Source organism: Streptomyces sp. NRRL B-1347 (genome assembly GCF_000720325.1).
Lineage (GTDB): Bacteria > Actinomycetota > Actinomycetes > Streptomycetales > Streptomycetaceae > Streptomyces.
This window is the reverse complement of record NZ_JOJM01000053.1, coordinates 15,966-40,819: the sequence shown is the minus strand read 5'-3', so window position 1 is coordinate 40,819 and position 24,854 is coordinate 15,966. Positions and strand designations below refer to the sequence as shown.

Genomic DNA, 24,854 nt, shown 5'->3' with positions numbered 1-24,854 from the left:
CGATCCGAACGGTCCGGCTGGCTCGCGGACGTGACCGGGCTCGTCGCCATGGACCTCCGGCAGTTCGTCGACAACCGCCTCTTCGCGGTGTCGACGCTCCTGACGTCCGTGTCGATGGTCCTCGCCTTCGGCGCGGCGACCGACCAGATGGTGAGCCCCTCCGACTCGGCCACCAACTACTTCGGGTTCGTCTTCCCGGGCATCGTCGCCTCCGGCATCATGTTCAGCTGCACGTACACCGTCGGCTACACGATGATCATCGATCGGAACCGGAGGACGATCGAGGACCTCATCCTGTCCCCCCTGTCGTACTCGGGATTCCTGCTCGCCCGGCTCGTCGGCGTCGTGCTGAAGTGCCTCTTCCAGTTCATCCTGGTCCTCGTTCTCGGCGTCTGGGTATTCGACGCCCGGATCGAGTCGATGCCGCTCTTCGTCCTGGGATTCCTCGCCACCTGCATGGCGTTCGCCGGACTCGGAATCATGGTCGCGACGTACACGAACGAGATTTCCTTTCCGGGGGTCGTGAACATCATCGTGATCCCCCTCATGTATTTCGCCGGCATCTTCTTTCCCCTGCGGAATCTCGGAACGCTCGGATCCGTCTTCGAAAGGCTGCCGCTCGCGGTGCATGTCGAGGTCTTCCGCGCGGCCACAGGAGAAGGCCCTTCGGTATCGGTCTTGTCCCTCGTTCTGGCCGTCACCTATGCTCTTCTGGCGGTCGGTATCGCCTCGTTCGCATTCCGCTGGAGGATCGGCCATGGCTGATACGGGAAGGGGCGCCGCGCCGCCCGTGCTTTCGGTCTCGAAGCTCGAATACCGCGTCAGTCCGAGCTTCGCACTCCGCCGCATCGCATTCTCGGTCACCGCCGGTGAAGGCGTCGCCGTCATCGGCACCAACGGTTCCGGAAAGACCACGCTCATCCGGCTCATCGCGGGTCTGCTGCGCCCGGGCGACGGCACGGTGGAGATCTGCGGCACCCCGCCGCGCCGCTGGGGACAGGTCAGCCGGCACATCGGCTACGTCCAGCAGACGAAAGAACTACCCGACGGCGTTTCGGTCGAGACATACGTCAAGCACCAGCTCAAGCTCCGCCGGGCCGACCCCGGTCGCTATGAGGAGCTCATCGCCCTCGCGGACCTCGAACGCCACAGCGACCAGTACGTACGCAACCTCTCCGGGGGAAGCCAGCGCAAGCTGCACGTCATCTGCGCGGTCGCGCACCGCCCCGACCTCCTGATCCTCGACGAGCCGACGACGGGGCTCGACCCGGCGGCGCGCGAGACGCTCCTCGAACTGCTGCGGAGCCTGAAGGGGGACGGCGTCGGCGTCGTCTTCGCGAGCCACCACCGGGACGAGCTCGTCGCGCTCGCGGACTCCGTCGTGGTGCTCCACGAGGGACGCCAGGTCAAGGACGCCTCACTGGCGGCCGTCACGGGGTCGGGCGAGCGCTCGAGCCTGGTCCTTGAGGCGTTCGCGGACGCGCAACTCGCCCAGCTGCGGTCCTGGGCGGCGAGACAGGTGATGACGAGCGGCCTGATCCGGTCCGCCCACGACGTCGAGAACGGCGTGCGGATCGCACTGAGCGAGGGCGACCACCGGAACTCACTGGCGGAGGTGGTCGCCCGGGCGCACGCCGGGGGCATCGCGCTCCGCTCCGCTTCCTACTTCGAGCCCACTCTGGCGGACGTCGTCCGATCCATCGTCGAGCAAGTCGAATTGGAGCAACTGGTATGAGCATCACCACGACCAGCATGCCGTTCTGGAAAGAGTATCCCGAGCGCGACAACGAGTGGGTGCGGCAGTACCCGACGAAGCACGTGCCCGTCGTCGAGGAAGAAGTCTTTCGCCGCAAGCCCATGGGGGCCTACGTCCACATCCCGTTCTGCAACCGCCTGTGCTTCAGCTGCCCCTACATCAAGCACCAGACCGACCGTGACCTGACCCGGACCTATCTGGACGCCCTGAAGGCGGAGATCACCAACTACGCCGGGCGCCCGTACGTCCAGGACCACGAGATCACCCTGGGCTACATCGGCGGCGGCACGCCGACCGCGCTCACCGCACCGCAGCTCGACGACCTGCTCGACCACCTCTTCGGCAGCCTGCACATGGCCCCGGACGCCGACTTCTCCATCGAGACGACGCCCGTCGACATCACCGAACGCAAGGCCCGCGTCCTCCTCGACCGGGGCGTGCGGCGCATCAGCCTCGGCGTGCAGACCTTCGTGGCGGAGGAGCTGAAGAACCTGGGCAGGCCGAACGACCCGGAGATGCTGAAGAACAGCATCCGGCTGCTCCGGAAGTGCGGCTTCGAGAACATCAACATCGACCTGATGCACGGCATCAACGGCCAGACGATGGAGAGCTGGGAGTACAGCCTCGACGTCGCCATCGAACTCGGCGTCACCTGCGTGTCCTTCTACACCTACATGGAGTTCGCACAGGTCTCCACCAAGCGGCGCAAGCTCCCGCCCGTGCCCGACCGGGCCGTCGTCGACGACATGTTCCTCTTCGCCGCCGACAAGCTGACCCGGCACGGCTTCCTCGGCTACTACGGCGACTGCTTCGCCAAGCCCGGGTTCCAGCCGAAGTACGGCGAGACGTCGTGGAGCGAGGACGTGCCGATCATCCCGCTCGGCCCGACCGCGACCGGCCACCTGCGCGACTACTGGTACTTCAACGAGCCCGACATCGGCCGCTACATCCAGACCGTGACGGCAGGTCGGTTGCCCATCGCCATGGGCAAGCACATCACCAAGTCGGAGGCCATCCGGCGCTCCATGGTCCTCGGCGTCAAGGCCGGACGCGTCGACCGGGAGACGTTCCGCAGGCTGCACGGCGTGGACTTCGTGGAGATGTTCCGCGCCGAGATCGACGACCTCGTCGACAAGGGCCTGATCACCGTCGACGACAGGGGCATCGAGGTCACGGGACCCAAGGGCTGGTACTACCTCGACAACATCTCGAAGGCGTTCTACTCGCAGGAGTACCGGCGCTACCCCCAGCACCTGGGAGCCGACATCTCCCACTTCATCTCGTCGCGCTCGCTGCCCCTGGAGATCATCAACAGGCCGTCGGCCGAGGAGGCCTGCCATGACCACTGACACACGGCTGCTCGACCTGGACGCCCGGGTGCCGCAGACGGCGCCGTACGCCGACATCGAGGGCGTCCGCGCCTACGACCTCGGCATGCGCCGCTCCGCGCTGATGGCGTACAAGCGGCCGACCGACCGCATCATGGCCAACATCCGGGACGGGATGACCGACCTCGTAGAAGTGGGCTTCAACACCGGCCTGTTGTCGCTGCACGTCGCCGGGAAGCTGCCGCACCTCGCGGTGTCAGGGGTGGAGGAGAACCAGAACCTGGTCGACGTCGCCGAGGACAACCTGACGCTCGCCGTGTGGGCGAACACCGAGGGCGACGTCGAGTTCGAACTCGCCAAGCTGAGCCGGCTGCCGTTCCCGGACGACTCGGCGGACATCGTGTTCTCGTTCTCCTCCCTGCACCGCTGGCGGCGGCCCGTCGAGACGCTGAAGGAGTGCGCCCGGATCTGCAAGCCCGACGGCGTCGTGATCATCGAGGACATCAACCGGCACGCCGAGGAAGGGCACATCACCTTCATCCTGCAGTTCGTGAAGGAGGGCGGTGACGAGTTCATGAGGTCGCTGCAGTCGGCGTACTGCCGTGAGGAAGCCGTCGAACTGCTCGACCAGGCCGGTCTCCAGGACTGGCACGTGGTCGAGGAGGACCTCGGCCTCGTCATCTCCTCGCGCCCCATCGAGCCCGTGAGCATGTGATGTCGACGGTCACGATCGCGGTCGTACAGATGGAGTCGAAGCTCGGGCGGCACACCGCGAACATGCGCCGCGCCGAGCGGTACGTCGCCGAGGCGGTCGGGCGCGGAGCCACCCTCGTCTGCCTGCCCGAGGCCTTCCTGACGTCGGGCAACATCCTCGAAGTCGCGGAGGTGGCGGTCCCTGTCCCGGGGCCCGAGACCGACCGCCTGGGCCGCCTTGCGGCGGAGGCGTCCATCCACCTCGTGGCCGGTCTCCTGGAGCGCGGCGACGACGGCAAGTACTACAGCACCTCGGTCCTTTTCGGCCCGGACGGGAAGCTCATCGGCCGCTACCGGCGCGTGCACTGCCACGAGCTGGAGAGCCGCTATCTGTCGAGCGGGTCGGAGTACCCCGTCTTCGACGTCGAGTTCGGGCGCGTCGGCCTCCTCCAGGGATACGACATCAACTTCCCCGAGGTCGCGCGGGAGTACTACCGCCGCGGCGTCGACCTGCTGGTGTGCTCGGCCCTGGTGCCCGAGATGTTCGGGTACGTGGCGAACCTGCGCCTTCCGGCGCGGGCCGTGGACTCCGAGTGCGTCATCGTCTTCGCGTCCGGAGTCGGTACGAACCTCTACGCGGGATTCGGCTACATGGGATGCAGCCAAGTCGTGGCGGACCCGCTGTTCCTCGAAGCGGAGCAGTTCGACTTCGTGGACGGCGACGAACGCATGGTCTTCCTGGAGAAGGGCGAAGGCGTGGGCGTCGTCGAGGTCGACCTGGAACGCATGCGCCGCTACCGGAAGTCCGCCACCCTGCGCGCCGATCTCCAGCCGGCCACGTACTGGCGGGCCCTGGAGGGCGCGGGCGCTCCCCACGCGGGTGCCCCCCACGCAGGCGCTCCCCACACGGGCGAACGGGAGTGATGGCCCCATGCGAGTTCTCCTCATCTCCACCAACAAGATCCGGGTGCCGCGGCCTGCCCTGCCGATCGGCATGGCGTACATCAGCGCCGCGGCGAAGCGAGCCGGGCACGAGGTCGACGTCCTGGACCTGCTGTGGGAGTCCAGGGAGCTGAAGGCGGTGCGGGAGCGCCTCACGACCCAGTCCTACGACGTCGTCGGCATCGCGGTGCGCAACCTGGACAACCTGACGTTCATCGACCCCATCTTCTTTGGCCCGATGACCGAGAAGATCGTCCGCTGCGTGCGGAAGTACACCTCGGCCAAGGTCGTGCTCGGAGGCTCCGGCTTCTCCGTCGAGCCGCTCTCGTTCTTCGAGTACGCGCAGCCCGACTACGGGATCGCCGGAGAGGGCGAGGCGGGGATCGTCCAGCTCCTCCAGTACCTGGAGACCGGCGGATCGCTGGGCGACATCTCGGGCCTGTGCTACCTCGACGGGGACGGCCGGTTCTGCCAGAACCCGCCGAACGCCGCCTTCGACCTGGGCGCCCTGGAGCCCGACCGCAGCGTCTACGACCCCCGGTACTTCGAGGAGGGCGTCTCGGCGGCCTCCGACCTCACCCGGGACACCCAGCCCGCCATCGAGACGCTGCAGACGAAGCGCGGCTGCAAGCTGTACTGCTCGTACTGCATCATCCGCAAGACGGAGGGCAAGGGGAACCGGTTCAAGGAGCCGGTCGAGGTCGTCGCGGAGATCCAGCGGGCGATGCGGGAGAACCCCGCCGTCCGGGAGTTCGAGATCGTCGACGCGACCTTCAACTACCCGCTCGAATACGCGGTCGAAGTGTGCGAGGAGATGGTCCGCGCCAAGCTGGACGTGCCCTGGTACTGCCAGCTGACCCCGAACGCGATCACGCCGGAGTTCGTGGAGCTGCTGACCGCGGCCGGCTGCATCAGGGTCGACCTGGGCACCGACGCGCTCACCGACGAGGCGCTCCAGGACCTCATGAAGGGCTTCGACATGGCCCGGGTCCTGGAGATCGACCGCCTCTTCACGGCCAGCCCGATCGAGCACACGCACTGCATCTTCCTGGGCGGCCCGGGGGAGACCCCCGCGGCCCTGAAGGAGTCCATCAGGTTCACCGAGCGGTTCCTGAACCCGGCGCAGATCTACGCGAACCTCGGCATCCGCGTCCTGAGCGCCACCAAACTGGAGAAGCAGGCCGTCAAGGCCGGGATCATGAAGGAAGGGCAAGGGACGTTCGTCCCCGCGTTCTACGTCGAGCCGGAGATCCTCGCCAGCCGGGAGACGCTCGACTTCGTGCGCGACTCCTATCTGAGCCACAAGAACTGGTACCTGTGGTGGGGCCTCGGCGGCCAGGACCTCACGAACCGGTCGTCCGACGCGATCCGGACCGTGGCCGAGATGCAGCGGGAGTACGAGTACGTGATGCGTGACAAGCCGCGGCTGGAGCGGGCACCGAAGCCGACGGGCCCCAAGCCGGTCTCCCTCACCATCGGATCGGTCTAGTGGACGTGGAAGTCGCTTCCCCGTCGTCCTTGATGGCTCTGCGTCAGGAGGGAGAGCGGTGAACCCGGCAGGCCGCTATGTCCATCGGCGAGGGATCCACTGCGAGTCGGCCTGCCAGTGCGGCATCCTCGCCGCGGGGGGCTTCGAGGTGGACGAGGAAGTGGTGTTCGGCCTGGACGGGGGCTTCGGCTTCTCGTTCTTCCCCGCCAACGGGAACGCGCCGGACATCGTGGTCGGCAAGCAGGCGATCATGCCGCTGCGCGCCGCTCGGCTGATGGGCGTCGAAGTCGCCGCGCACACGCCGAAGTCCAGCGCGGCCCTCGCGAAGCTCCTCGCGGCGGCGCCCGCCGTCATGACCCGGGTGGACCTCGGGCTCCTGCCGCACTGGGGCCTTGAAGGCCGCTCGTCCTTCGGCGGGTACTTCGTCAACGTGACGCGCGCCCTTCCGAACGAGGCCTTCGAGGTGTCGGACCCGGCTTTCGACGAGCCCGTCGTCGTCAGCGCGGCGGATCTCGACGCGGCCCGGTCCAGCCGGAACTCGCCGCCGGTGAACCCGGACCGCAAGGTGTACGTCTTCGGGCCGCGGCGGAACTCCCCGCGCCTCGGCCTGGTCGGCCCGGTGGCCGTGCGCAACCTCTGCCGTGACGTGCTCAAGCCGGGGAGCCGGAGCCTGGGAGTGCCCGGCATGAAGCGACTCGTCTCCACGGCGACGGCGTGGCCGCGGTCGAAGCAGGGCGAGGTCGAGGACGTGGACCTGGAAGGACGGGTCATCCGCACCGACGCCCTGGCCCGTCAACTGCTGCACCTCGGGCGGCAGATCGAGTCGTTCGGCACGGGCGGAGGGCTCTTCCGCCCGATGCTGGGCCGCTTCCTCACGAAGGTGGCGGCGGCCACGGACGACTCCCGCTACGCCGCGTCGGCCGAGCTGTTCTTCGAGAGCGGCCGCCTGTGGCAGAACCTGGGATCCACGCTCCTCGCGCGCGGCACGGCGGGCTCGCGGGAGGATCTCAAGTCGCTCGTGGACGGCGTGACCGACACCGTCCGGTCCGCGATGGACGTCGAGAAGCGTGCGCTCGGCGCGCTGACCGCTCTGCAGGCGCGAGGTTGAGACATGCCCACGGTGGACGAATCCGTACTGACGCAGGGTCCCGAACGGTGGAACGAACACGCTCGCCGACGCCGGGCCGAGGGCCCGTTCCGCCCCGATCTGCGGGCCGCGCGGCTGCACGGCGCCGATCTGCGCGGGGTGGATCTCGTGGACGCGGACCTCACGGGAGCCGTGCTGACCGAGTCGTACCTGATGACGGCCGACCTGCGCGGCGCGATCCTGGAGGGCGCGGATCTCTGCGAGGCCTATCTGATCCAGGCGGACCTGGCGAACTGCCGGCTCGTCGGGGCGAATCTGGAAGGCGCGGACCTCAGCGGCGCGGACCTCACGGGCGCCGTGCTCGACCCGGGCTTCCAGCGGTCGGCGGTGATCTCCGACTACCTCACCATCTGGTCCTAGAGGAGCCGGTCCCAGAAGGCCTGGCGGGTTCGTCGGAAGGAGGCCCCGGTGACGACCCCTGCGCTTGCTGACGAATGGGGCGTGAAACAGCTCGACCTCGACGCCTACTTGAAACGGGTCGGCCGACCCGATCTGAGCCGCGCGCGACCGTGCGGGCGGACGTTGCGGCTGCTGCACCGCGCGCACGTGGAGACGATCCCGTTCGAGAACATCGACATCGTCCTGGGGTGCGAGGTCTCCACGTCGGTCGCGGACATCCAGCACAAGCTCGTGGCGTCCGGCCGCGGCGGCTACTGCCACGAGCACGGCCTGCTGTTCGGCGCGGTGCTCGACCGGCTGGGCTACCGCGTGGAGCGGCTCCTCGCCCGCCCCAGGGAGCGTCCAGGGCGTCCCTGGCCCCGTACGCACCTGACCCTGCACGTGCACGGATCGGACGGCGAGTGGCTGGCCGACGTCGGGTTCGGGTCGGGTCTGCTCGAACCCCTGCCGTTCGCCGACGGCGCGTGGTGCGCCCAAGGGGAGTGGTCGTTCCGCCTCGCCCCGCACGACGAGGGGTGGCAGCTGCTCGAAAGGGCCGGGGCGCTGGAGAACCCCATGTACGCGTTCTCGGGCCACGGCCAGCGCGCCGCCGATGTCGACGCGGCGCACTACTACACGTCCACGCACCCCGATTCGCCCTTCACCGGCCAGCTCGTGGTGATGCAGCGGCTCGGTGGGGAACTGCGGCGCCTGCTCAACCGGGAGTTCTCCCGCGTCCGGTCCGACGGCACCTGCGAGAAGAAGTCACACCTGGACGACGGGGACCTGGCGAAGGTCCTGACGGACGAGTTCGGACTGACGCTCAACGCACCCGACATGCGCGACCTGCTGGCGCGGGTGGCCGACGTCCGGTCGAGTCTGGCCCCCCGCACGGGCTGAACCGCGCACCCAGGTCAGGCGCCGTTCCTGGCCTGGGCACCGGCGTCGCCCGGCGCCACCGGGGTGTACAGCACCGACCGCTGCCGCTTGTGGCGCCGGACGCGGCCCTTGGCGACCAGGGACTCCAGGGTGTTCCGGACCACCTGCGGGGTGGGAGTGCGGCCCGGGTGCCGCACCAGGAGCTCGTCTCGCAGGTCCTTCGCCGAGCGGGGCTCGTCGTGGGCGGCGAGCAGGTCGAGGAGCAGGTCACCGAGCAGCGGCTGGCGCGACGGCTCCTTCGTGCCGCTCGTCGCGCCGGTCTTCGTGCTGGTCTTCGTGCTGGTCTTCGTGCCGCGCTTCGCCTGCGCGACCGCGGGTTCGTCCTGCGCCTGCTCCGGCAGGCGCGTGGCGTCCGCGAAGCCTTCGTAGCGTTCGGCGAGGGTGAGGATGTCCGTCAGGAGGGTCTCCTCCTGCTTCAGCAGCTCGATCTTCTTCGCCAGCTCTTCCTGACGCCTGCGGTTCTCCGCCAGTTCCGACGCGACCTGTTCCACGTACCGCGACCGGAGCTGGGCGGCTGATCGGCTGCTCACAACCGTTCACTCCCTCGATATGGATGATGCAGCGCATCGTACCCACGTCGAGGGGGTGGCAGGGGCCGTGGTCACACGTGTGACCACGGCCCGGCCGGGTGCGTCATACGGTCACGGCGGGCGCGGTCTTCTTCCGCGCGCGGTAGGCAGCGGCCTTGATCTTGTTGCCGCAGGACTCCATGCCGCACCACTGGCGCCGCATGCCGCGGGAACGGTCGACGTAGACCCGGGTGCACTCCGGGTTGCCGCACTCCTTGAGGAGCGGGACGTCCGGGCCGCTGAGCAGCTCGACGGCCTGCCGGGCGACGGTGGCGAGGGCCTGCGCGGGGGTCGCCTCGTTGTGCCGACCGGTCAGGGAGAGCTGGGGCGTCACCGGGGTCTCGCGGGCCGCGCCGTTGAGCACGGCGAGCGCCTCGCGGTCGAACTCCTCGCCGAGGCGGCGGTTGGTGATGAGCCGGTACACGGCCTCGCGGACGGTGATCGCCGCCCGGACGTCCGCGTCGTCGCCGGGCGTGATCGTGTCCACCAGGCCGGACTCCAGGTACCAGGCGTTGAGCCGCTCCGGCGTCACGAACATCTCGAACCGGGTCGAGCGCCGTGCACGGAGGGTGGCCGCGAAGTCGAGCGCCGGGTGTCCGCATACGAAAACGTGGTCGAGATTCACATCACCATCCTGGCAGGTGACTGTCAGGAGGCGCAAGAATCGTCACCGCGCCGGGCCGCGTCCCCCGGTCAGCACCTCCGCTCCAGGCGGATCTCGCGGCCCTGCCACCGCCGGCGCAGCCAGCGGTCGTGGCTCGCGAGGACGATGGCGCCCGGGCCGCCGGTGAAGGCCTCCTCCAGTTCGTCGCACAGGCGTGGCGAGAGGTGGTTGGTGGGTTCGTCGAGCAGGAGGAGCTGGGGCGGGCGGGCCACCAGGAGGGCGAGGGCGAGCCGCCGCCGCTGTCCGACGGACAGTCGGCCGACGGGGGTGTCCAGGTCCGCCGCGTGCAGCAGACCGAGCGAGGCAAGCGGCACCTGCTCGGCCCGTGCCGGGCCCAGCGACAGCGCGTAGGTGTCACGCGCCGTGCGGTCGGGCCGGTCGAACACGGTGTCCTGGGCGAGCAGCCCCACCGTGAGGTGCCGTCGCCCGCGCACCACGCCCGCGGCGGCGAGCCGTCCGGCGAGCACGGCGAGCAGCGTCGACTTGCCCGCGCCGTTGGCGCCCGTGACCAGCAGCCGGTCGGTCGGCGACACCTCCAGGGCGTCGAGGGCGAGCCGGCCCGGTACGCGGACGTCCCGCAGTGTGATCAGGGGCCGGGGGTCCTCCTCCGCCGTCGCGGCCAGCGCCCCGGCCGCGAACCGCAGGGGGAGCGGCGGCTCGGCGACCCGGTCGCGCTCCAGCTCCGCGAGACGCCGGGTGGCGTTGCGTACGCGGCGGGAGATCTGGTTCTGCACCCGCCCGGCCCGGTGGCCGTAGCCCATCTTCTCGTGGTCGCGCCGTCCCCGGTCCGGCGCGACCACATGGGCGCTCACGCCCGCCGCGTGCCGCAGCCCGTCGAGCTCCTCCTGCTCCTCGGCGTACCGCCGCTCCCAGCGCCGCCGCTCGGCGCGCTGCTCGCTCAGATACGTGCTGTAGTTGCCGCCGTAGCGCACCGGGCCTGCCACCGCCGGGTCGAGGTCGACCAGGTCGGTGCAGACGGCGTCGAGGAACGCCCGGTCGTGGCTCGCGGCCACCACGGTGCCGGGCAGCGCGCGGATCTGCTCCTCCAGGAAGGCGGCCGCGTCGTCGTCGAGGTGGTTGGTCGGCTCGTCGAGGAGCAGCGCCGACGGCCGCCGGACGAGCAGCGCGGCCAGGGCGAGGCGGCCGCGCTGCCCGCCGGAGAGCGACCCGAGCGCGCGATCGTGCCCGAGCGCGCCCAGGCCGAGGCCGTCCAGGGCCAGGGCCGCGCGGCGGTCGGCGTCCCAGGCCTCGCGGTCCTGGGCCCGTTCGAGGCGCCCGGCGTAGGCGCCGAGGAGTTCCCGGTGGCCGGGGGCGTCCTCGGGGACGCGGGCGAGTTCCTCGCCGAGCCGTTCGAGCTCGGCGAGGTCCGCACGGGCCTCGCGCAGCGCCTCGTCGAGGACCGCGGCGACGGTCGAGTCCGCGTCGAAGGGCATCTCTTGGTGCAGGAAGCCGAGGTCACCGGGGCGCGAGACGCGTCCGGCGTCGGGTTCGTCCGCGCCCGCGAGGAGCCGCAGCAGGGTCGACTTGCCGACGCCGTTCTCCCCGATCAGGCCGATGCGGTGGCCGGGCGATGCGATCAGGGAGACGCCGTCGAGGACGCGTCGGCCGCCGAGGACGCGGACGAGGTCATGGGCGAGCAGGGCGGGGTGAGAGACCGGGGCTGAGTGGGGTGCAGAGGTTGGTGGGGACACGGGTGTCAGTCCTCCGACGTGGTGGGTGGTCGGCCCGCCGGGCGCACGGCCGCGGCGCGGGCCACTGCACACGTCGGGGCTCACACCTCCGGGGCCCCGGTCTCCTTGAGGCGTCCGTCGGCGAGCCGCAGCCAGCGGTTCACCCCGATCTCGGCGAGGAACCGCTCGTCGTGGCTGATCACCATGAAGGCGCCCTGGTAGGAGTTGAGGGCGCTCTCCAGCTGGCCCGCGCTGACCAGGTCGAGGTTGTTGGTCGGCTCGTCGAGCAGGAGCAGGTGGGGGGCCGGTTCGGCGCACAGCACGCAGGCGAGCGTGGCGCGCAGCCGCTCGCCGCCGGAGAGCACCCCGGCGGGGAGGTGGGCGCGCGGGCCCCGGAAGAGGAAGCGGGCGAGCAGGTTCATCCGCTCCGCCTCGGGCCGTTCGGGGGCGAACGCGGCGAAGTTCTCCGCCACGGTGCGGTCCAGGTCCAGCAGGTCCAGGCGCTGTGAGAGATAGGCGATCCGGCCGTCGTTGCGCGTGATCTCCCCGCTGTCCAGGGCGAGTTCGCCGGTGACCAGGCGCAGCAGGGTGGTCTTGCCGGCGCCGTTGGGGCCGGTCAGCGCGATGCGTTCGGGGCCGCGGACGCTCAGGTCCACGCCGCCGTCGGCGAACACGGCCCGGTCGGCGTGGTGGACCTGCATTCCCTCGCCGAGGAAGAGGTTGCGCCCGGCGGGCACGTGGGTGTCGGGCAGTTCGAGGGTGATGCGCTGCTCGTCGCGCAGCGCCCGCCCGGCCTCGTCGAGCCGGGCCTTGGCCTCGCTGACCCGGGCCGCGTGCATCTGCCCCGCCCGGCCCGCGGACTCCTGGGCGCCGCGCTTCATGTTGCCTGCGAAGATGCGGGGCAGACCGGCGTTCTTGAGGTTGCGGGCGGCGTTGCTCTGCCGCCGTTCGGCGCGCTCGCGGGCCTGTTGCAGCTCCCGCTTCTCGCGCTTCAGCTCCTGCTCGGCGTTGCGGATGTTCTTCTCCGCGACTTCCTGCTCGGCCCGTACGGCCTCCTCATACGCGGTGAAGTTGCCGCCGTAGAAGCGCAGTTCGTCGCTGCCGAGTTCCGCGACGCGCTCCATGCGGTTGAGGAGCGCGCGGTCGTGGCTGACCAGGAGCAGGCAGCCGGTGAAGTCCGCGAGGACGTCGTAGAGCTTGTGCCGGGCCTGGAGGTCGAGGTTGTTGGTCGGCTCGTCGAGGAGCAGTACGTCGGGGCGCTTGAGCAGTTGGGCGGCGAGGCCGAGGGAGACGACCTGGCCGCCGCTGAGCGTGCTCAGGCCGCGGTCCAGGGTGAGGTCGGCCAGGCCGAGGCGGTCGAGCTGGGCGCGGGTGCGCTCCTCGATGTCCCAGTCGTCGCCGATGGTGGTGAAGTGCTCCTCGCTCACGTCACCGGACTCGACGGCGTCGAGCGCACGGATCACGTCGGCGACGCCGAGCACCTCGGCGACCGTGAGCCCGGCGGCCAGGGGGAGGCTCTGGGGGAGGTAGGCGAGCGTGCCGTTGACGGACAACGAGCCGGTGGCGGGCTTGAGTTCACCGGCGATCAGCTTCAGCAGGGTGCTCTTGCCGGAGCCGTTGGGCGCGACCAGGCCGGTGCGACCGGTGGCCACGGTGAAGGACAGGTCGTGGAAGACGGGGGTGTCGTCGGGCCAGGTGAAGGAGACGTTCGAGCAGACGACAGCGGCGTCGGACATGGAGGTGACCTCGAAGAGTGGAGGGCAGACAGACCTCTGCCCTGGGCAGGGTGGGGAAAGGGGTACGACGAAGAGGGCCACGGAACCGGCGCTCGTACAGCGCCGCCCGACGGCCGCTCACAACCGGGTCTCACCCGGAGATGTCGTCGTCACCCGCCACGTCTATGACTCCTCGGTCAAACGGTCCAAGTCGCGCCCAGCGTAGCAGGTGTCGTCGTGCCGGACCGCGACACGTGTCGACGTATGCGCAGACGTATGCGCGGACGTATGCGCGGACGTATGCGCGGACGTATGCGCGGACGTACGCGCGGACCTAGAGCCCGTTCCCGGTGAACCTCGGTTCGCCGGGAACGGGCTCGTCGTGCATCACCGAGCCGTCACCCCTATCGTCACTGGTCTAACCGGTGATACCTTCGAGAAGGCCCGCACACATGTGTCGCCGCCCGCACGCGCACACCTACTTCCTCGGATGGGACAACCCATGAGACGACTTCTGACGGTCCTCGCGGCCGGTGCCCCGCTGGCCGCTTCGGTGTACCTGCCGTCCGCGGCCGCGGCCCCCTTAGGGAACTCCGGCGCCCCGAGAGCCGCTTGCGTCGCGCCGTCCGTGAAGGCCCCGGCCGGTGCCGAGGTGGAGTCCGTGACGGCGGCCCGCAGGCCGGGCGGCACCGTGCACGGCAGCGGGGTCCTGGGCGGCACGGTCACCGGTGTCCCCGCCTACTGCGAGGTGACGGTCACCCTCACCCACCCCGGCGCCGACGACCACGCCAAGGTCCGGACGTGGCTGCCCGCGGCAGGCTGGAACGGCCGCTTCCAGGCGTTCGGCGGCAGCGGCTACGCGGCCGGGGACAACGGCGTCGGCCTGGCCACCGCGGTCAAGAACGGCTACGCGGCGACCACCACCGACGCGGGCGTCGGCGACGTCCTCGACGTCGGCTGGGGGCTGCGCGCCGACGGGCGGGTCAACACCGCGCTCCTGAAGAACTTCGCCTCGCGCTCCCAGCACGAGGCGGCGGTCGTCGGCAAGCGGTCCGTCGCCGCGGTCTACGGCAGACGGGCCGCCTTCTCCTACTTCAACGGTTGCTCCACCGGCGGACGCCAGGGCTACATGGAGGCCCAGCGCCACCCCGACGACTACGACGGCATCCTCGCCAACGCGCCCGCCGTCCACTGGGACGAGTTCGAGGTCGCCACGCTGTGGCCGCAGGTGGTCATGAACAACGAGAAGACCTACCCGTCATCCTGCACGTTCAAGGCCTTCACCGACGCCGCCGTCAAGGCCTGCGACCCGCGCGACGGCGTCGAGGACGGCCTGGTGAACGACGCGGCCCGGTGCGACTTCGACCCGCGCCGGCTGATCGGCACCAAGGTGCTGTGCGACGGCAGGGAGTTGACCGTGACGGCGGCCGACGCGGCCGTGGTCCGCAAGATCTGGGACGGCCCGCGCACCGCGTCGGGCAAGAAGCTGTGGCCCGGCGTGCCGGTCGGCGCCGACCTGACGGGCCTGGCCGCCGTCACCGAGCCCGACGCGCACGGCAACGTCAAGGGCGAGCCGTTCCCCGTGCCCCGGCACTGGGTCGCGACCTGGGTGAAGAAGCAGCCGTCGTACGACGTCGCGACGATCACCTACGACCGGTTCACCCGGCTCTTCCGGCAGTCCCAGGCCGAGTACGACAAGGTCATCGGCACCGACGACCCCGACCTGTCCGCCTTCCGCAAGTCCGGCGGCAAGCTCCTGAGCTGGCACGGCCAGGCCGATCAGTTCATCCCCGTCCAAGGCACGGTCGAGTATCGCGAGCAGGTCGAGCGGACGATGGGCGGCGCGGAGCGCGTCGACGACTTCCACCGCCTCTTCCTCGCCCCGGGCACGACGCACTGCGGCCTCAACAAGGGCAACGGAGCCACCGACGACCTCGGCGCGCTGCGGACCTGGGTCGAGCGCGGCAAGGCCCCCGATGTGCTGCCCGCCACCCTCGTCAACGCCCAGGGGCGGAGCGTCACCCGCGACCTGTGCGCCTACCCGCAGGTGTCCCGCTACCGGGGGCACGGCGACCCGGACGAAGCCTCCAGCTTCCGCTGCGAGCCGCCCCGGACCGGTCAGGCGGACGGCGTCCCCGGGCCGTCGAGCAGCTCCTGAAGAAAGCCGTCCCAGTTCAGGCCGTCCAGCTCCGCCGCGGCCGGGACGACGCGGTAGGTGGCGTCGAGCCACCGTGCGAGCCGCGCCGTGGGCACCTCGAACAGGGCCTCCACCTCCGGTGTTTCGAGGAGCAGCCACGACGCGGGCCGTGCCCCCGGCAGCGTCGGCCACATGCGCACCTCGCCGTGGCCGCTCATGGACGTCAGACCGCCGCGCAGGAGCTCCCGGCCGATGCCCCACTGGCGCACCGGGCCTCGTTCCGCCCGGAACTCGGCGTCGATCACCGCGGGCGCGGCCGGGTCGAAGCGGAACGCCGCCCGCATCGGCTGCCGAGTGAACTCGTCGAGCATCAGGTCGACGTCGACGAGCAGCGACGGCACGGGCCCGGGCGCCGAACGCGCCCGCAGAGGTGACTGATCACGGTGCACGACTGAGTTCCCCTTCGTGGTGCGAAGTCTGCGCCTCCCACTCTTCGCCACGGGCCGGAGCCCGCACATCAGTCACTTGACGGCCAGTCATGTGGCGTACGGGCGAGGAGACATGCCGCCGCATGTGGCGCGGCCACCGAGGTCGCCGCGGCCACCGCGGCCACCGAGGTCGCCGCTCCGTGCCTGCGGCTTCGACCACCCTTCCCTTCCATGAATGGAGAGACATGACGATCGACCGACGCCTTCTTCTGCGGACGAGCGGCGCCGCCGCGGCCGGTGCGCTGAGCGCGGCCGCCCTTTCGGCCACGGCCTCGGCCGCGGAGCCCGCCGCAAGCCCCGCCCCTCGTCCCACCGGGGACCCCGACCCGACCGGAGGGGTCACCCGTACCCTCCTCCAGGACCACCCCTCACCCGCGAAGGGGTGGAAGGCCGTGCAGACCCTCGTGGAGATCCCGCGGCACAAGGAGTCGGGGCGGCACAGCCACCCCGGAGTCGAGGTGGGCTACATCATCCGGGGTGACGTGCTGATGGTGTTCGACGACAGGCCGCCTCTCCGCCTGCGCACGGGCGACCCCTTCTTCATCCCCGAAGGGGCCATCCACAATGCCCGCAACGTCGGCAAGGTGACGACGATGATGCTCTCCACGTACGTCGTCGACGAGACGAAGCCCCTGGTGACCACCTACTAGAGCCCGGCCCCGAGCACCGTCCGCCGTCAGTCGGACGGTGCTCGCGGACCGGTCAGGAGCTCCGCGGTGGTGGCGGCCCAGTCGACCTCGGAGAGCTCCTGACCGGCGGGTACGAGCTGGTAGGTGTGCTCCAGCCACTCCGCGAGGGGCGGTGCCGGAAGTTCGAAGAGGGCCGCCATGTCACCGGAGGCCAGCTGGAGCCACGCGGTCGCCCGGTTCTCCTCGCGCGACGGCCAGATCTGCACGTCGCCGGTCCCGCTCCTGGTGCGCAGCCCCTGCCGGAGCAGATCCCGCCCGATGCGCCACACCACACGCGGGCCGCCCTCGACGCCGAACTCCGCGCACACGGTCAACGGGGCCTCCGGTGCGAAGTCGAACGCGGCCCTGACCCGTCGGCGGTCCCGGACGCCGAGCACCCGCTCGACGTCCAGGGTGAGCTGCGGAAGCCCGGGCCGTGCCGTTCGGCAGGCCGGGACACCTGGGGGGTGGCCGCTCATGACGGGTGGATCCTTCCCTGCGGCGGAAGCTGGCCCGATTCACTCTCGTTCCCCGCGGGGCGCCGTGCGTACGTAAGTTGACCGTCGAGTTCCGCCCGCCGTGACGGAGCTGCGCGGCGGACTGAGGACCGTCATTAAGTCATTCGACTGTCGTCCCCGACCTGCGCTTGAACGATGCTGGAGCGGCCGCCGCCGCGCCGGTGCCGGATGGCCGTCATGCTCGGAGGAACCCCGCCGTGAAACGTACTCCCGTCGTGTTCATCCATGGCCTGTGGCTGCACGCGCTGTGCTGGGAGTCGTGGGTGGAGCGCTTCGCGAGCCGGGGGTTCCTCGCCTCCGCGCCCGGCTGGCCGGGGGAGCCCGCCGCCGCCCGGGACCTGCGCGCGGCGCCGGACGCGCTCGGCCGCATCGGCCTGGACGCGCTCACCGACCACTACGCGGGAATCGTGCGGTCCTTCGACACCGCGCCGGTGATCGTCGGACACTCGGTCGGCGGGCTCATCGCCCAGCACCTCATCGCCGCCGACGTCGGCCGCGCGGCGGTGGCCATCGCCCCCGCCCCGATCAACGACATCCCGCTGCCCGCCTCCTACGCACGGCTGCTGCCCCGCGCCCGCAGCGGACCCGCGGGGGCGGCGGTGTCTCTGTCCCTGCCGCAGGAGCGGTTCCGCCGGATGGTGGCGAACACGGTCGCGGCGGATGAGTCCCGGCGCCTCTACGAGCGCTACGCGGTGCCGGCCCCCTTCCGACTGCTCACCGACCTCGGCTGCGGCGCGGGGCGCCGCAGCCCGCGCGCCGTGGCGGACGTCGGCAACGCGGACCGCGGCCCGCTCCTCCTGGTCTCCGGACAGGAGGACCGACTCGTGCCCGACGCGGCCACGCGAGCGGCGTACAAGCAGTACGGCGACACCACGGCGGTGACCGACCTGAAGCAGTTCGCGGACCGGGCCCACTCGCTCGTCATCGACAGCGGCTGGCGCTCCGTCGCCGACCACGTGCTCGGCTGGCTGGCCGAACGCGGTGTCCGCGCCCGCCCCCCGGAGGGCTGAGTGTCACCCGTTCCGGTCGTCGGGCAGCTTGCCCAGGGCGTCGCGCAGCGCGGCGCGGGAGGTGATGCCGAGCTTCGGGAAGACGCGGTAGAGGTGGGAGCTGACGGTGCGCGGCGACAGGTGCATGCGCGCGCCGATCTCCTTGTTGGTGAGGCCGCCAGCGGCGAGGTCCGCGATCCGGCGCTCCTGCCACGTGAGGGCCGCGAGCCGCGCCGTGGACGTGGGGGCGGACGCGCCGGAGGCACGGAGCTCGGCGCGGGCCCCTTCGGCCCATGGGGGCGTGTCGAGCCGCTCGAAGGCCTCGGCGGCGAGCGTGAGGGTGGCGCGGGCGGCCTGGCGTCCGTGGGTGTGCCGCAGCCGGATGCCGTGCGCCAGACGGATGCGGGCGACTTCGAAGGGGAAGCCGGCCGCTCCGGGGTGCGTCTCCGCGCGGTGGTACAGGGCGTCGGCCTCGGCGGCGTCGGTGGCCGTCATGGCGAGGGCGCCGTAGGTGACGACGGCGAGGCGGGGCGAGACGGCGGGGAGACCGGCGTCCTGTGCGGCGCGGGCGTGGCGGCGCGCCTGCTCGGTGCGCCCGGTGTGCAGGGCCGCCTCGACGAGGTCGAGGAGCGTGCGGGAGGCCTGATGGGCGTAGGGCGTGAAGGTGCCGGGGGGCGTGATGCCGATGGCGTGCAGATACGCGGCTTCGTAGTCGCCTTCGGTGAGGGCGGCGGTGGTGCCGATGGCGTCGGCGATCTGGGTGAGGAAGCCGACGCCGCGGGGGCGGGCCCAGGCGTCGACGGCGGCTTGGAGCCGGCGTGCCTGTTCGGTCCGGCCGCGCAGCGCGGCGAGCAGTCCGAGGTACGCGCGGGTGTGGTGGGCGAACAGCGCGTTGCGGTGCGCCGTCGTCAGGTCCAGGCTGCGCCTGCCGGTCCGTTCGGCCTCGTCCCACTCACCGGCCGCCATCTGGTCGAGCATGATCAGGTGCAGCATGGTCATGGCCGACCCCATGGCCCCGGTCTCCAGCTCGCGGTCGACGGTGCGCTGGAGGTGCGGCCGGTACCGGCTGAGGGTGTCCACGTGGTAGGCCGCGACGCTCAGCCGGGTGATTTCCCACGGTTCGAGTCCGCGCGGGTCGGCCAGGGCGTGCTCCACCCGCTCGTGCACGCCGGCGCCGCGGCGCACCACATCGCTCCAGGCGTCGTGGTAGGTGCGGGAGTTGGGGGACACCCGGTCGCCCAGGGAGGCGAGCAGCGCGTGCGCCCGCTCCCACGACGCGCTGTCGCTCGCGTACTGGCTGATGGCCAGGAGCAGGTTGACCAGGCGGGTGAGCACCTCGTCCGGGGCCCGTGCGCCGCCGTCGCGGATGCTCTCGATCGCTGCGAGGACCTGGCGCTGCGAGATCCGCACCTCCCCGTCCTCGTACAGCGCGCCGTAGGCGGAGGCGAGCACCGAGGCCGGGGACGCGCCCGGGCCCGACGCGGCGTCGGAGCCGACCAGTTGCTGGGCGCGGTCCAGCAGGCCCGCCTGCCCCGCGATGAACGCCGCGCTGGCCAGCCTCCGGGACCGCTCCTCGTGCCGCTCGCTCAGCTCCGCGGCGCGGGTCAGCCAGGACACGGCGGCCAGCGAGCCGCCCCGCAGCGTGGCGGAGTCGGCCGCCGCCTCCAGGACGGCCGCGACCCGCTCGTCGGGGTCGACCGTCGAGGCGGCCAGGTGCATGGCGCGTCGTTCCACGTCGTCGCGGTGCACGTGGGCGAGGGCCGCGTGCGCGGCGCGCCGCTGGTTGGGGGTCGCCGTCTGGACGACCGTCGACCGCACCAGGGGGTGCCGGAAGACGAAGTCGCCGCTGAGCGGGTCGATGTCGAGGAGTCCGCAGGCCGCCGCCTCGTCGGCGTCCAGCATGCGGTAGCGGGTGCCGCGGCCGGGTCCGGTCACCGCGCCGGATCCGACGCCGTCGAGGGCGCCGCGAAGCAGCTCCGCGCGGACGGCGTCACCGAGTGCCGCGATGCGGGCGCCGTACACGTGCTGGAGGCGCAGCGGCAGCGGGATGCCGGTGTAGCCGGGTATCTCCTGCCGGTCGCCCATCGCCCGGTCGCCCATCGTCCGGCCGCTGCGCAGGACGTGGGGCGGCAGTTCGAGGAGGGCCAGCGGGTTCCCCTGGGCCTCGGCCAGGATCAGCCTGCGGATCCGGGGTTCGAGGCCGGGGCTGCGCAGGTCGAGGAGGTGTTCGGAGGCCTCGTCCGACAAGGTGGGCACGGGCAGTTGGGGCAGCGCGGCCGTGTCGAAGCCGGAGGGCACGTCGGAGCGCAGGCCGACGACGAGCTTGACCGAGCTGCCGGTGAGCCGTCGCCCCACGAACCCGCACACCTCGGTGCTGGAGGTGTCGAACCACTGGCCGTCGTCGAGCGCGAGGAGCAGGGGCTGCCGCGACGCCGCGAGGGAGAGCAGGTCGAGCACGGCGATGCCGAGCGTCATGACCGAGGGCGGCGGGCCGCCGCCCCTGCCGAAGACGACGTCGAAAACCTCGCGGTGACCGTCGTCGAGCCGATCGGCGAAGGGGAGCAGGGGATACAGGAGCTGGTGCAGACCGGCGAACGGCAGCGCCGACTCCGCCTCGACACCGGCCGCCCGCACCACTTGGTGGCGCGCGGCCGCGGCGAGCGCGGTGACGTGGTCGAGCAGGGCGCTCTTGCCCACGCCGGTGTCGCCCCGCAGGACGAGGGCCCGGCCCCCGGCGGCCGTCACGAAGTCGGACAGCGCCTCACGCTCGCGCTCGCGGCCGACCATCGTGCCGTCGAACGACTCCATCGTCCCCCACTCCGTTCCCCGCTGTTCCGTCGGTTCCGTGCCCCGTGGTTCCGTGCCCGTGGTTCAGTGCTCCGCGACTCCGCGACTCCGCGGAACCGCGCGTGTCCGCCGCGTCAGGGCGTGCCGAGCCCGTGCAGCAAGGTGTCGACGACGATGTCCGCCGCCTGACCGGCACTCAGCTCGGGCAGGTGCCGTGTCACCAGGTGCATGAGCTGGGGCAGGAGGACGCTCGCCCACCCCTCGGGCTTGTCGCGGCGCAGCAGGCCGTCGTCGGTGGCCCGCCGCAGGAAGGCGTCGACCTCCTGGACGGACGCGTCCCTGCGGCGGCGGACGGCGTCGTCGGTGAGCATGCGGGCGAGGTCGACGGGCCAGGTGCGGTTGACGGTGATGACGTTCTCGACGTAGCGGTGCAGGGCGACGGCGACGGGCGCCTCGCGCAGCCGGGCGTCCTCGATGGCCTGCTCGACGGCCGTGAGGCGGGCGTCGTAGATGGCGGCCAGGAGGTCCTCGCGGGAGGCGAAGCGCCGGTAGACGGTACGCCGGTCCACACCCGCCTCGGCGGCGATGTGCGCGATGCTGGCGCCCGGGTCGGTGGCGAGCACGCGGGCCCCGGTGGTCAGGACGGTTTCCAGGTTGCGCGCTGCGTCGGCTCTCACCCCAGGGAGTGTAGTCGTGGAATGGGGAGCCTGGGGCGTCTAGCGCCACAACGGTGTGCACCTTGACCGCGGAGCCGCTGCACCGGCGGGGAGCGTGAGCCGACGCCGACGCGGGCTCAGAGGCGGTCGGCGTCAACGACCGCCTGGGCGAAGGCGGTGGGCGCTTCCTGCGGCAGGTTGTGGCCGACGTCCGCGATGGTGCGGTGCTCGTAGGGCCCGGTGAAGTGATCGCGGTACGCCGAGCCGTCACCGGGCGGGGTGAAGGGGTCGAGGGCCGGGTCGAGGGTGACGGTGGGCACGTGGATGGCGGGCCGGGCGGCGAGCCGCTTCTCGTAGCGGTCGTAGCGGGGGTCACCTTCGACGAGGCCGATGCGCCAGCGGTAGTTGTGCAGGACGATGGCGGCGTAGTCCGGATTGCGGAAGGCCCGCGCGGTGCGCGCGAACGTGGCGTCGTCGAAGTTCCAGTTGGGCGAGACGAGGGTCCACACGTAGCGGCAGAGGGCGATGCGGTCCTCCGCGTTCTCCATGGTCTTCTTGCCGCGCTCGGTGGCGAAGTACCACTGGTACCACCACATGTGCTCCACGGCCGCGGCGGCGGGCTCCCGCTGCGCCTTGACGTCGGTGATGAGGTAACCGCTGGTGGAGACCAGGGCTTTGACGCGTTCGGGCCACAGGGCGGCGATGACGTCGGCGGTGCGCGAGCCCCAGTCGAAGCCGGCGAGCACCGCCCGGTGGATCTTGAGCGCGTCCATCAGGGCGATGACGTCGAGCGCGACGGCGGACTGCTCGGCGGTGCGGGGCGTGCGGTCGGAGCGGAAGCGGGTGCTGCCGTGCCCGCGCAGGTAGGGAACGACGACGCGGTAGCCGAGACCGGCGAGCAGCGGCGCGACGTCGACGAAGCTGTGGATGTCGTAGGGCCAGCCGTGCAGACACACGACGACCGGGCCGTGGGCCGGTCCCGCCTCGGCGTAACCGACTTCGAGGGCACCCGCCTTGACGTGCTTCAGCCGGGCGAACTCGGTGTGGGTACCCGGGGCGACGACGGGCAGGGCGGGTGCGGCGGACGAGGCGGGTGCGGCGGACGCCTGGGACGACATTCCGGGCAGTGCGGTGGCCGCGACACCGGTGCCCAGGCCCACGGCCTTGCTGAAGGTACGCCTGTTGATCATCTGAACCCCTCCGTCATACGTGCATAGGTGCATACGTGCATACGTGCTCAGTCGACGCGGTGACACTCGCACAAGCGCCGTCACCAGTCAAACAGGTGACGAGTGGAAAGGGTGAAGGTCGGGTGACAGGGCCGAAGGTCGGGCGCTGCGTGACGCCGCCCCGCGGGTTTGACCTGCGAGACACGCACCCGGCATCCGTAAGTGCTACATTGATGTGACAGTTAATGAATATGTGCGAGCGAACCGAGTTCACTGGAAGAGGGATGACACATGATCACCTACGGTCGGCTCTTCATCGGAGGCTCCTGGGTCGAGCCGAGCGACACGGAACTGCTGGACATCACGTCGCCGCACGACCGGTCGGTGATCGGCCGCGCCGCCCAGGCGCGGCCTGCGGACGTCGACCGGGCGGTGTCCGCGGCACGGGCGTCCTTCGAGGCGGGCGCGTGGCGGCTGACCCCGCCGGCTGAACGGATCGCGCGTCTGCGGCAGTTCAACGCCCTGCGCGAGGAGAGCGCGGCGAGGATCGCGAGCCTGATCTCGCTGGAGAACGGCTCGGCGGCATGGTTCACCCGCGCCGGACAGCCGGGCCTGACCCGGCAGGCGAACGCCTGTCTGAAGGCGGCGGAGGAGTTCGGCTGGGAGGAGGAGCTCGTCCCCTCCGACCCCGACTCCCCGGTGCGCAGCGTGGTGCGCCGTGAGGCGATCGGCGTCGTGGCGGCGGTCATTCCCTGGAACTCACCGTTCTCCTCAGCCACTTCGAAGATCATCCCAGCGCTGGTCGCGGGAAACTCCGTGGTCCTCAAGGTGTCCCCGGAGAACTCGCTGAGCATGGGCTTCCTGGCCGAGCTCCTTGAGCGGACAGGCCTGCCCGATGGTGTGATCAGCGTCCTGCCCGCGGACCGCGAGACCAGTGAGTACCTGGTGTCGCACGCGGACGTCGACAAGATCGCCTTCACCGGCTCGACGCGGGCGGGGCGCCGCATCGCGTCGATCGCGGGCGGGCAGCTCAAGCGGGTCAGCCTGGAGCTGGGCGGCAAGTCCGCCGCGATCATCCTCCCCGACGCGGACATCGAACGGGCCGTGGCGGGCGTCAAGTTCGGCTCCCTGCTCAACAACGGCGAGTCGTGCATCGCCCAGACCAGGATCCTGGCGCCGCGCAGCCGGTACGAGGAGGTCGTGGCCGCGCTCAAGGAGCTGGTGGAGTCGCTGAAGGTCGGCGACCCGGGCGACCCCGACACGTTCATCGGCCCGATGATCCGCCCCGACCAGCAGCAGCGCGTCCGCGACTACATCCGGCTCGGCATCGAGGAGGGCGCACGGCTCGTCACCGGTGGCCCGCAGGTCCCCGAGGGCCTGGAGCGGGGCAACTACGTCACCCCCACCGTCTTCGCCGACGTGGACAACTCCATGCGCATCGCCCAGGAGGAGATCTTCGGCCCGGTCCTGGCCGTCATCGCCTACGACGACGAGGACGACGCCGTCCGCATCGCCAACGACTCCGAGTACGGCCTGTCCGGTGGCGTCTGGTCCGCCGACGAGGAGCACGCCCTGGCGGTCGCCCGCCGCGTCCGCACCGGCACCGTCACGGTCAACGGTGCCTCCGTCGGCTTCGACGGCCCGTTCGGCGGATTCAAGGCCAGCGGCATCGGCCGCGAGTACGGCGCGGTCGGCCTCGGCACCTACACCGAGTACAAGACCATCACCGTGTGATCCGCCGTGGCTACGCCGGGACCACGCGGTAACTCCGCGCCGCCCAGGGCAGGTCGGACTGCGCGAGGGACCCGGTGGCCCAGGCGGAGGTGCCCGTGCAGCCGGTGCCGGGGTACAGCACGACGGACGCGGAGCCGGAGACGACCTGGACGGAGCGGGACGGCGTCGACAGGCTGTGGCACGTGCCGAGGTCGTCGAGGTCGACGGGCGACACCGTTCCCGTTCCGTGGGCGCCCGAGTAGAGGTACGCGCCCTCCTTGAGCGGCGGCCAGTCGGCGGCGTTCGCGGCCCCGGCGCCGAGGCCGATCAGGGCCACGGTCACGCAGGCGGCGGCAGCGGTGGTGCGGAGCTTCGTCCTGGAGGTGAACATGCGGACGCCTTTCGTGGGGGACGAGGTCTGTCGCGGTCGTACGTGCGG

At 71.2% G+C, this 24,854-nt stretch carries 23 protein-coding genes; 13 read left to right on the top strand and 10 right to left on the bottom strand.

From position 1 onward, the window contains the following. Positions 1-30 precede the first annotated feature (30 nt). From IG74_RS0132910 to IG74_RS0132870, 9 genes are read left to right on the top strand one after another with little or no spacing between them, the layout of a single operon-like run. Positions 31-765: an ABC transporter permease gene (locus IG74_RS0132910; protein WP_234334526.1), complete on the top strand. Its 735-nt coding sequence runs from the start codon at positions 31-33 to the stop codon at positions 763-765. Then, the gene (locus tag IG74_RS0132905) at positions 758-1,735 is read left to right on the top strand and encodes an ABC transporter ATP-binding protein (protein WP_030684648.1); all 978 of its coding nucleotides are present in this window, start codon (positions 758-760) and stop codon (positions 1,733-1,735) included. The genes IG74_RS0132910 and IG74_RS0132905 overlap by 8 nt, the downstream gene beginning before the upstream one ends. Then, the gene (locus IG74_RS0132900; RefSeq protein ID WP_030684647.1) at positions 1,732-3,105 is read left to right on the top strand and encodes a coproporphyrinogen-III oxidase family protein; all 1,374 of its coding nucleotides are present in this window, start codon (positions 1,732-1,734) and stop codon (positions 3,103-3,105) included. Before IG74_RS0132905 ends, IG74_RS0132900 begins: the two co-directional genes overlap by 4 nt. After that, positions 3,095-3,799, top strand: coding sequence for a class I SAM-dependent methyltransferase (locus tag IG74_RS0132895; RefSeq protein WP_030684646.1), 705 nt, complete (start codon positions 3,095-3,097; stop codon positions 3,797-3,799). The genes IG74_RS0132900 and IG74_RS0132895 overlap by 11 nt, the downstream gene beginning before the upstream one ends. Further along, positions 3,799-4,701: a carbon-nitrogen hydrolase family protein gene (locus IG74_RS0132890; RefSeq protein WP_078869212.1), complete on the top strand. Its 903-nt coding sequence runs from the start codon at positions 3,799-3,801 to the stop codon at positions 4,699-4,701. The genes IG74_RS0132895 and IG74_RS0132890 overlap by 1 nt, the downstream gene beginning before the upstream one ends. 7 nt (positions 4,702-4,708) lie before the next feature. Beyond that, a complete protein-coding gene (locus IG74_RS0132885) occupies positions 4,709-6,208 on the top strand; it encodes a B12-binding domain-containing radical SAM protein (protein WP_030684644.1) in 1,500 nt (499 codons plus the stop codon). A 58-nt stretch (positions 6,209-6,266) separates the two neighbouring features. After that, positions 6,267-7,316 carry a DUF4872 domain-containing protein gene (locus tag IG74_RS0132880; protein ID WP_030684643.1) on the top strand — a complete coding sequence of 350 codons (1,050 nt, stop codon included), beginning with the start codon at positions 6,267-6,269 and terminating at the stop codon, positions 7,314-7,316. A gap of 3 nt (positions 7,317-7,319) precedes the next feature. Next, complete coding sequence (locus IG74_RS0132875) at positions 7,320-7,715, top strand: pentapeptide repeat-containing protein (RefSeq protein ID WP_030684642.1); 396 nt, start codon at positions 7,320-7,322, stop codon at positions 7,713-7,715. 48 nt (positions 7,716-7,763) lie between these two features. Next, positions 7,764-8,633: an arylamine N-acetyltransferase family protein gene (locus IG74_RS0132870; RefSeq protein WP_030684641.1), complete on the top strand. Its 870-nt coding sequence runs from the start codon at positions 7,764-7,766 to the stop codon at positions 8,631-8,633. Positions 8,634-8,647: 14 nt separating this feature from the next. Here the strand turns inward: IG74_RS0132870 and IG74_RS0132865 are convergent, their stop codons facing one another. From IG74_RS0132865 to IG74_RS0132850, 4 genes are all read right to left on the bottom strand, one after another. Beyond that, positions 8,648-9,202, bottom strand: coding sequence for a hypothetical protein (locus IG74_RS0132865; protein ID WP_030684640.1), 555 nt, complete (start codon positions 9,200-9,202; stop codon positions 8,648-8,650). 103 nt (positions 9,203-9,305) lie between these two features. Continuing rightward, complete coding sequence (locus tag IG74_RS0132860) at positions 9,306-9,866, bottom strand: CGNR zinc finger domain-containing protein (protein ID WP_030684639.1); 561 nt, start codon at positions 9,864-9,866, stop codon at positions 9,306-9,308. A 68-nt stretch (positions 9,867-9,934) separates the two neighbouring features. Further along, the gene (locus IG74_RS0132855; protein WP_051855834.1) at positions 9,935-11,596 is read right to left on the bottom strand and encodes an ABC-F family ATP-binding cassette domain-containing protein; all 1,662 of its coding nucleotides are present in this window, start codon (positions 11,594-11,596) and stop codon (positions 9,935-9,937) included. Positions 11,597-11,676: 80 nt separating this feature from the next. Continuing rightward, positions 11,677-13,311 (bottom strand): ABC-F family ATP-binding cassette domain-containing protein, encoded by a 1,635-nt coding sequence (locus IG74_RS0132850; RefSeq protein ID WP_030684637.1) that lies wholly within the window; start codon positions 13,309-13,311, stop codon positions 11,677-11,679. A gap of 481 nt (positions 13,312-13,792) precedes the next feature. Between IG74_RS0132850 and IG74_RS0132845 the strand changes: the two genes are divergently transcribed. Next, positions 13,793-15,448: a tannase/feruloyl esterase family alpha/beta hydrolase gene (locus IG74_RS0132845; protein WP_051855831.1), complete on the top strand. Its 1,656-nt coding sequence runs from the start codon at positions 13,793-13,795 to the stop codon at positions 15,446-15,448. Here IG74_RS0132845 and IG74_RS0132840 read toward each other — a convergent pair. Further along, complete coding sequence (locus IG74_RS0132840) at positions 15,409-15,876, bottom strand: SsgA family sporulation/cell division regulator (RefSeq protein WP_030684634.1); 468 nt, start codon at positions 15,874-15,876, stop codon at positions 15,409-15,411. The two genes, IG74_RS0132845 and IG74_RS0132840, sit on opposite strands and share 40 nt — an antisense overlap. A 224-nt stretch (positions 15,877-16,100) precedes the next feature. On the opposite strand from IG74_RS0132840, the gene IG74_RS0132835 reads away from it, so the two are divergent. Beyond that, a complete protein-coding gene (locus IG74_RS0132835) occupies positions 16,101-16,565 on the top strand; it encodes a cupin domain-containing protein (protein ID WP_030684633.1) in 465 nt (154 codons plus the stop codon). 26 nt (positions 16,566-16,591) lie between these two features. On the opposite strand, the gene IG74_RS0132830 is transcribed toward IG74_RS0132835, so the two are convergent. Next, positions 16,592-17,062: an SsgA family sporulation/cell division regulator gene (locus IG74_RS0132830; protein ID WP_030684632.1), complete on the bottom strand. Its 471-nt coding sequence runs from the start codon at positions 17,060-17,062 to the stop codon at positions 16,592-16,594. Positions 17,063-17,298: 236 nt separating this feature from the next. Here IG74_RS0132830 and IG74_RS0132825 point away from each other — a divergent pair, with 236 nt between their 5' ends. Beyond that, a complete protein-coding gene (locus tag IG74_RS0132825; RefSeq protein ID WP_030684630.1) occupies positions 17,299-18,111 on the top strand; it encodes an alpha/beta hydrolase in 813 nt (270 codons plus the stop codon). A 3-nt stretch (positions 18,112-18,114) separates the two neighbouring features. Here IG74_RS0132825 and IG74_RS0132820 read toward each other — a convergent pair whose 3' ends face one another. From IG74_RS0132820 to IG74_RS0132810, 3 genes are all read right to left on the bottom strand, one after another. After that, positions 18,115-20,898: a helix-turn-helix transcriptional regulator gene (locus IG74_RS0132820; RefSeq protein WP_030684629.1), complete on the bottom strand. Its 2,784-nt coding sequence runs from the start codon at positions 20,896-20,898 to the stop codon at positions 18,115-18,117. Between the two features lie 113 nt (positions 20,899-21,011). Continuing rightward, positions 21,012-21,500: a TetR/AcrR family transcriptional regulator gene (locus IG74_RS0132815; RefSeq protein ID WP_030684627.1), complete on the bottom strand. Its 489-nt coding sequence runs from the start codon at positions 21,498-21,500 to the stop codon at positions 21,012-21,014. Positions 21,501-21,670: 170 nt separating this feature from the next. Continuing rightward, positions 21,671-22,723 (bottom strand): alpha/beta fold hydrolase, encoded by a 1,053-nt coding sequence (locus tag IG74_RS0132810; protein WP_030684626.1) that lies wholly within the window; start codon positions 22,721-22,723, stop codon positions 21,671-21,673. Positions 22,724-22,993: 270 nt separating this feature from the next. Here IG74_RS0132810 and IG74_RS0132805 point away from each other — a divergent pair, with 270 nt between their 5' ends. Further along, positions 22,994-24,436 (top strand): aldehyde dehydrogenase, encoded by a 1,443-nt coding sequence (locus IG74_RS0132805; protein ID WP_030684625.1) that lies wholly within the window; start codon positions 22,994-22,996, stop codon positions 24,434-24,436. 10 nt (positions 24,437-24,446) lie between these two features. On the opposite strand, the gene IG74_RS0132800 is transcribed toward IG74_RS0132805, so the two are convergent. Further along, complete coding sequence (locus tag IG74_RS0132800; protein ID WP_030684623.1) at positions 24,447-24,806, bottom strand: hypothetical protein; 360 nt, start codon at positions 24,804-24,806, stop codon at positions 24,447-24,449. Positions 24,807-24,854 lie beyond the last annotated feature (48 nt).

Excerpts from the sequence above, each read along its gene's own strand:
- IG74_RS0132905 (WP_030684648.1), top strand. The coding sequence starts at position 758 with ATGGCTGATACGGGAAGGGGCGCCGCGCCGCCCGTGCTTTCGGTCTCG.
- IG74_RS0132900 (WP_030684647.1), top strand. The coding sequence starts at position 1,732 with ATGAGCATCACCACGACCAGCATGCCGTTCTGGAAAGAGTATCCCGAG.
- IG74_RS0132895 (WP_030684646.1), top strand. The coding sequence starts at position 3,095 with ATGACCACTGACACACGGCTGCTCGACCTGGACGCCCGGGTGCCGCAG.
- IG74_RS0132890 (WP_078869212.1), top strand. The coding sequence starts at position 3,799 with ATGTCGACGGTCACGATCGCGGTCGTACAGATGGAGTCGAAGCTCGGG.
- IG74_RS0132885 (WP_030684644.1), top strand. The coding sequence starts at position 4,709 with ATGCGAGTTCTCCTCATCTCCACCAACAAGATCCGGGTGCCGCGGCCT.
- IG74_RS0132875 (WP_030684642.1), top strand. The coding sequence starts at position 7,320 with ATGCCCACGGTGGACGAATCCGTACTGACGCAGGGTCCCGAACGGTGG.
- IG74_RS0132850 (WP_030684637.1), bottom strand. The coding sequence starts at position 13,311 with ATGTCCGACGCCGCTGTCGTCTGCTCGAACGTCTCCTTCACCTGGCCC.
- IG74_RS0132845 (WP_051855831.1), top strand. The coding sequence starts at position 13,793 with ATGAGACGACTTCTGACGGTCCTCGCGGCCGGTGCCCCGCTGGCCGCT.
- IG74_RS0132835 (WP_030684633.1), top strand. The coding sequence starts at position 16,101 with ATGACGATCGACCGACGCCTTCTTCTGCGGACGAGCGGCGCCGCCGCG.
- IG74_RS0132830 (WP_030684632.1), bottom strand. The coding sequence starts at position 17,062 with ATGAGCGGCCACCCCCCAGGTGTCCCGGCCTGCCGAACGGCACGGCCC.
- IG74_RS0132820 (WP_030684629.1), bottom strand. The coding sequence starts at position 20,898 with ATGGAGTCGTTCGACGGCACGATGGTCGGCCGCGAGCGCGAGCGTGAG.
- IG74_RS0132810 (WP_030684626.1), bottom strand. The coding sequence starts at position 22,723 with ATGATCAACAGGCGTACCTTCAGCAAGGCCGTGGGCCTGGGCACCGGT.
- IG74_RS0132805 (WP_030684625.1), top strand. The coding sequence starts at position 22,994 with ATGATCACCTACGGTCGGCTCTTCATCGGAGGCTCCTGGGTCGAGCCG.
- IG74_RS0132800 (WP_030684623.1), bottom strand. The coding sequence starts at position 24,806 with ATGTTCACCTCCAGGACGAAGCTCCGCACCACCGCTGCCGCCGCCTGC.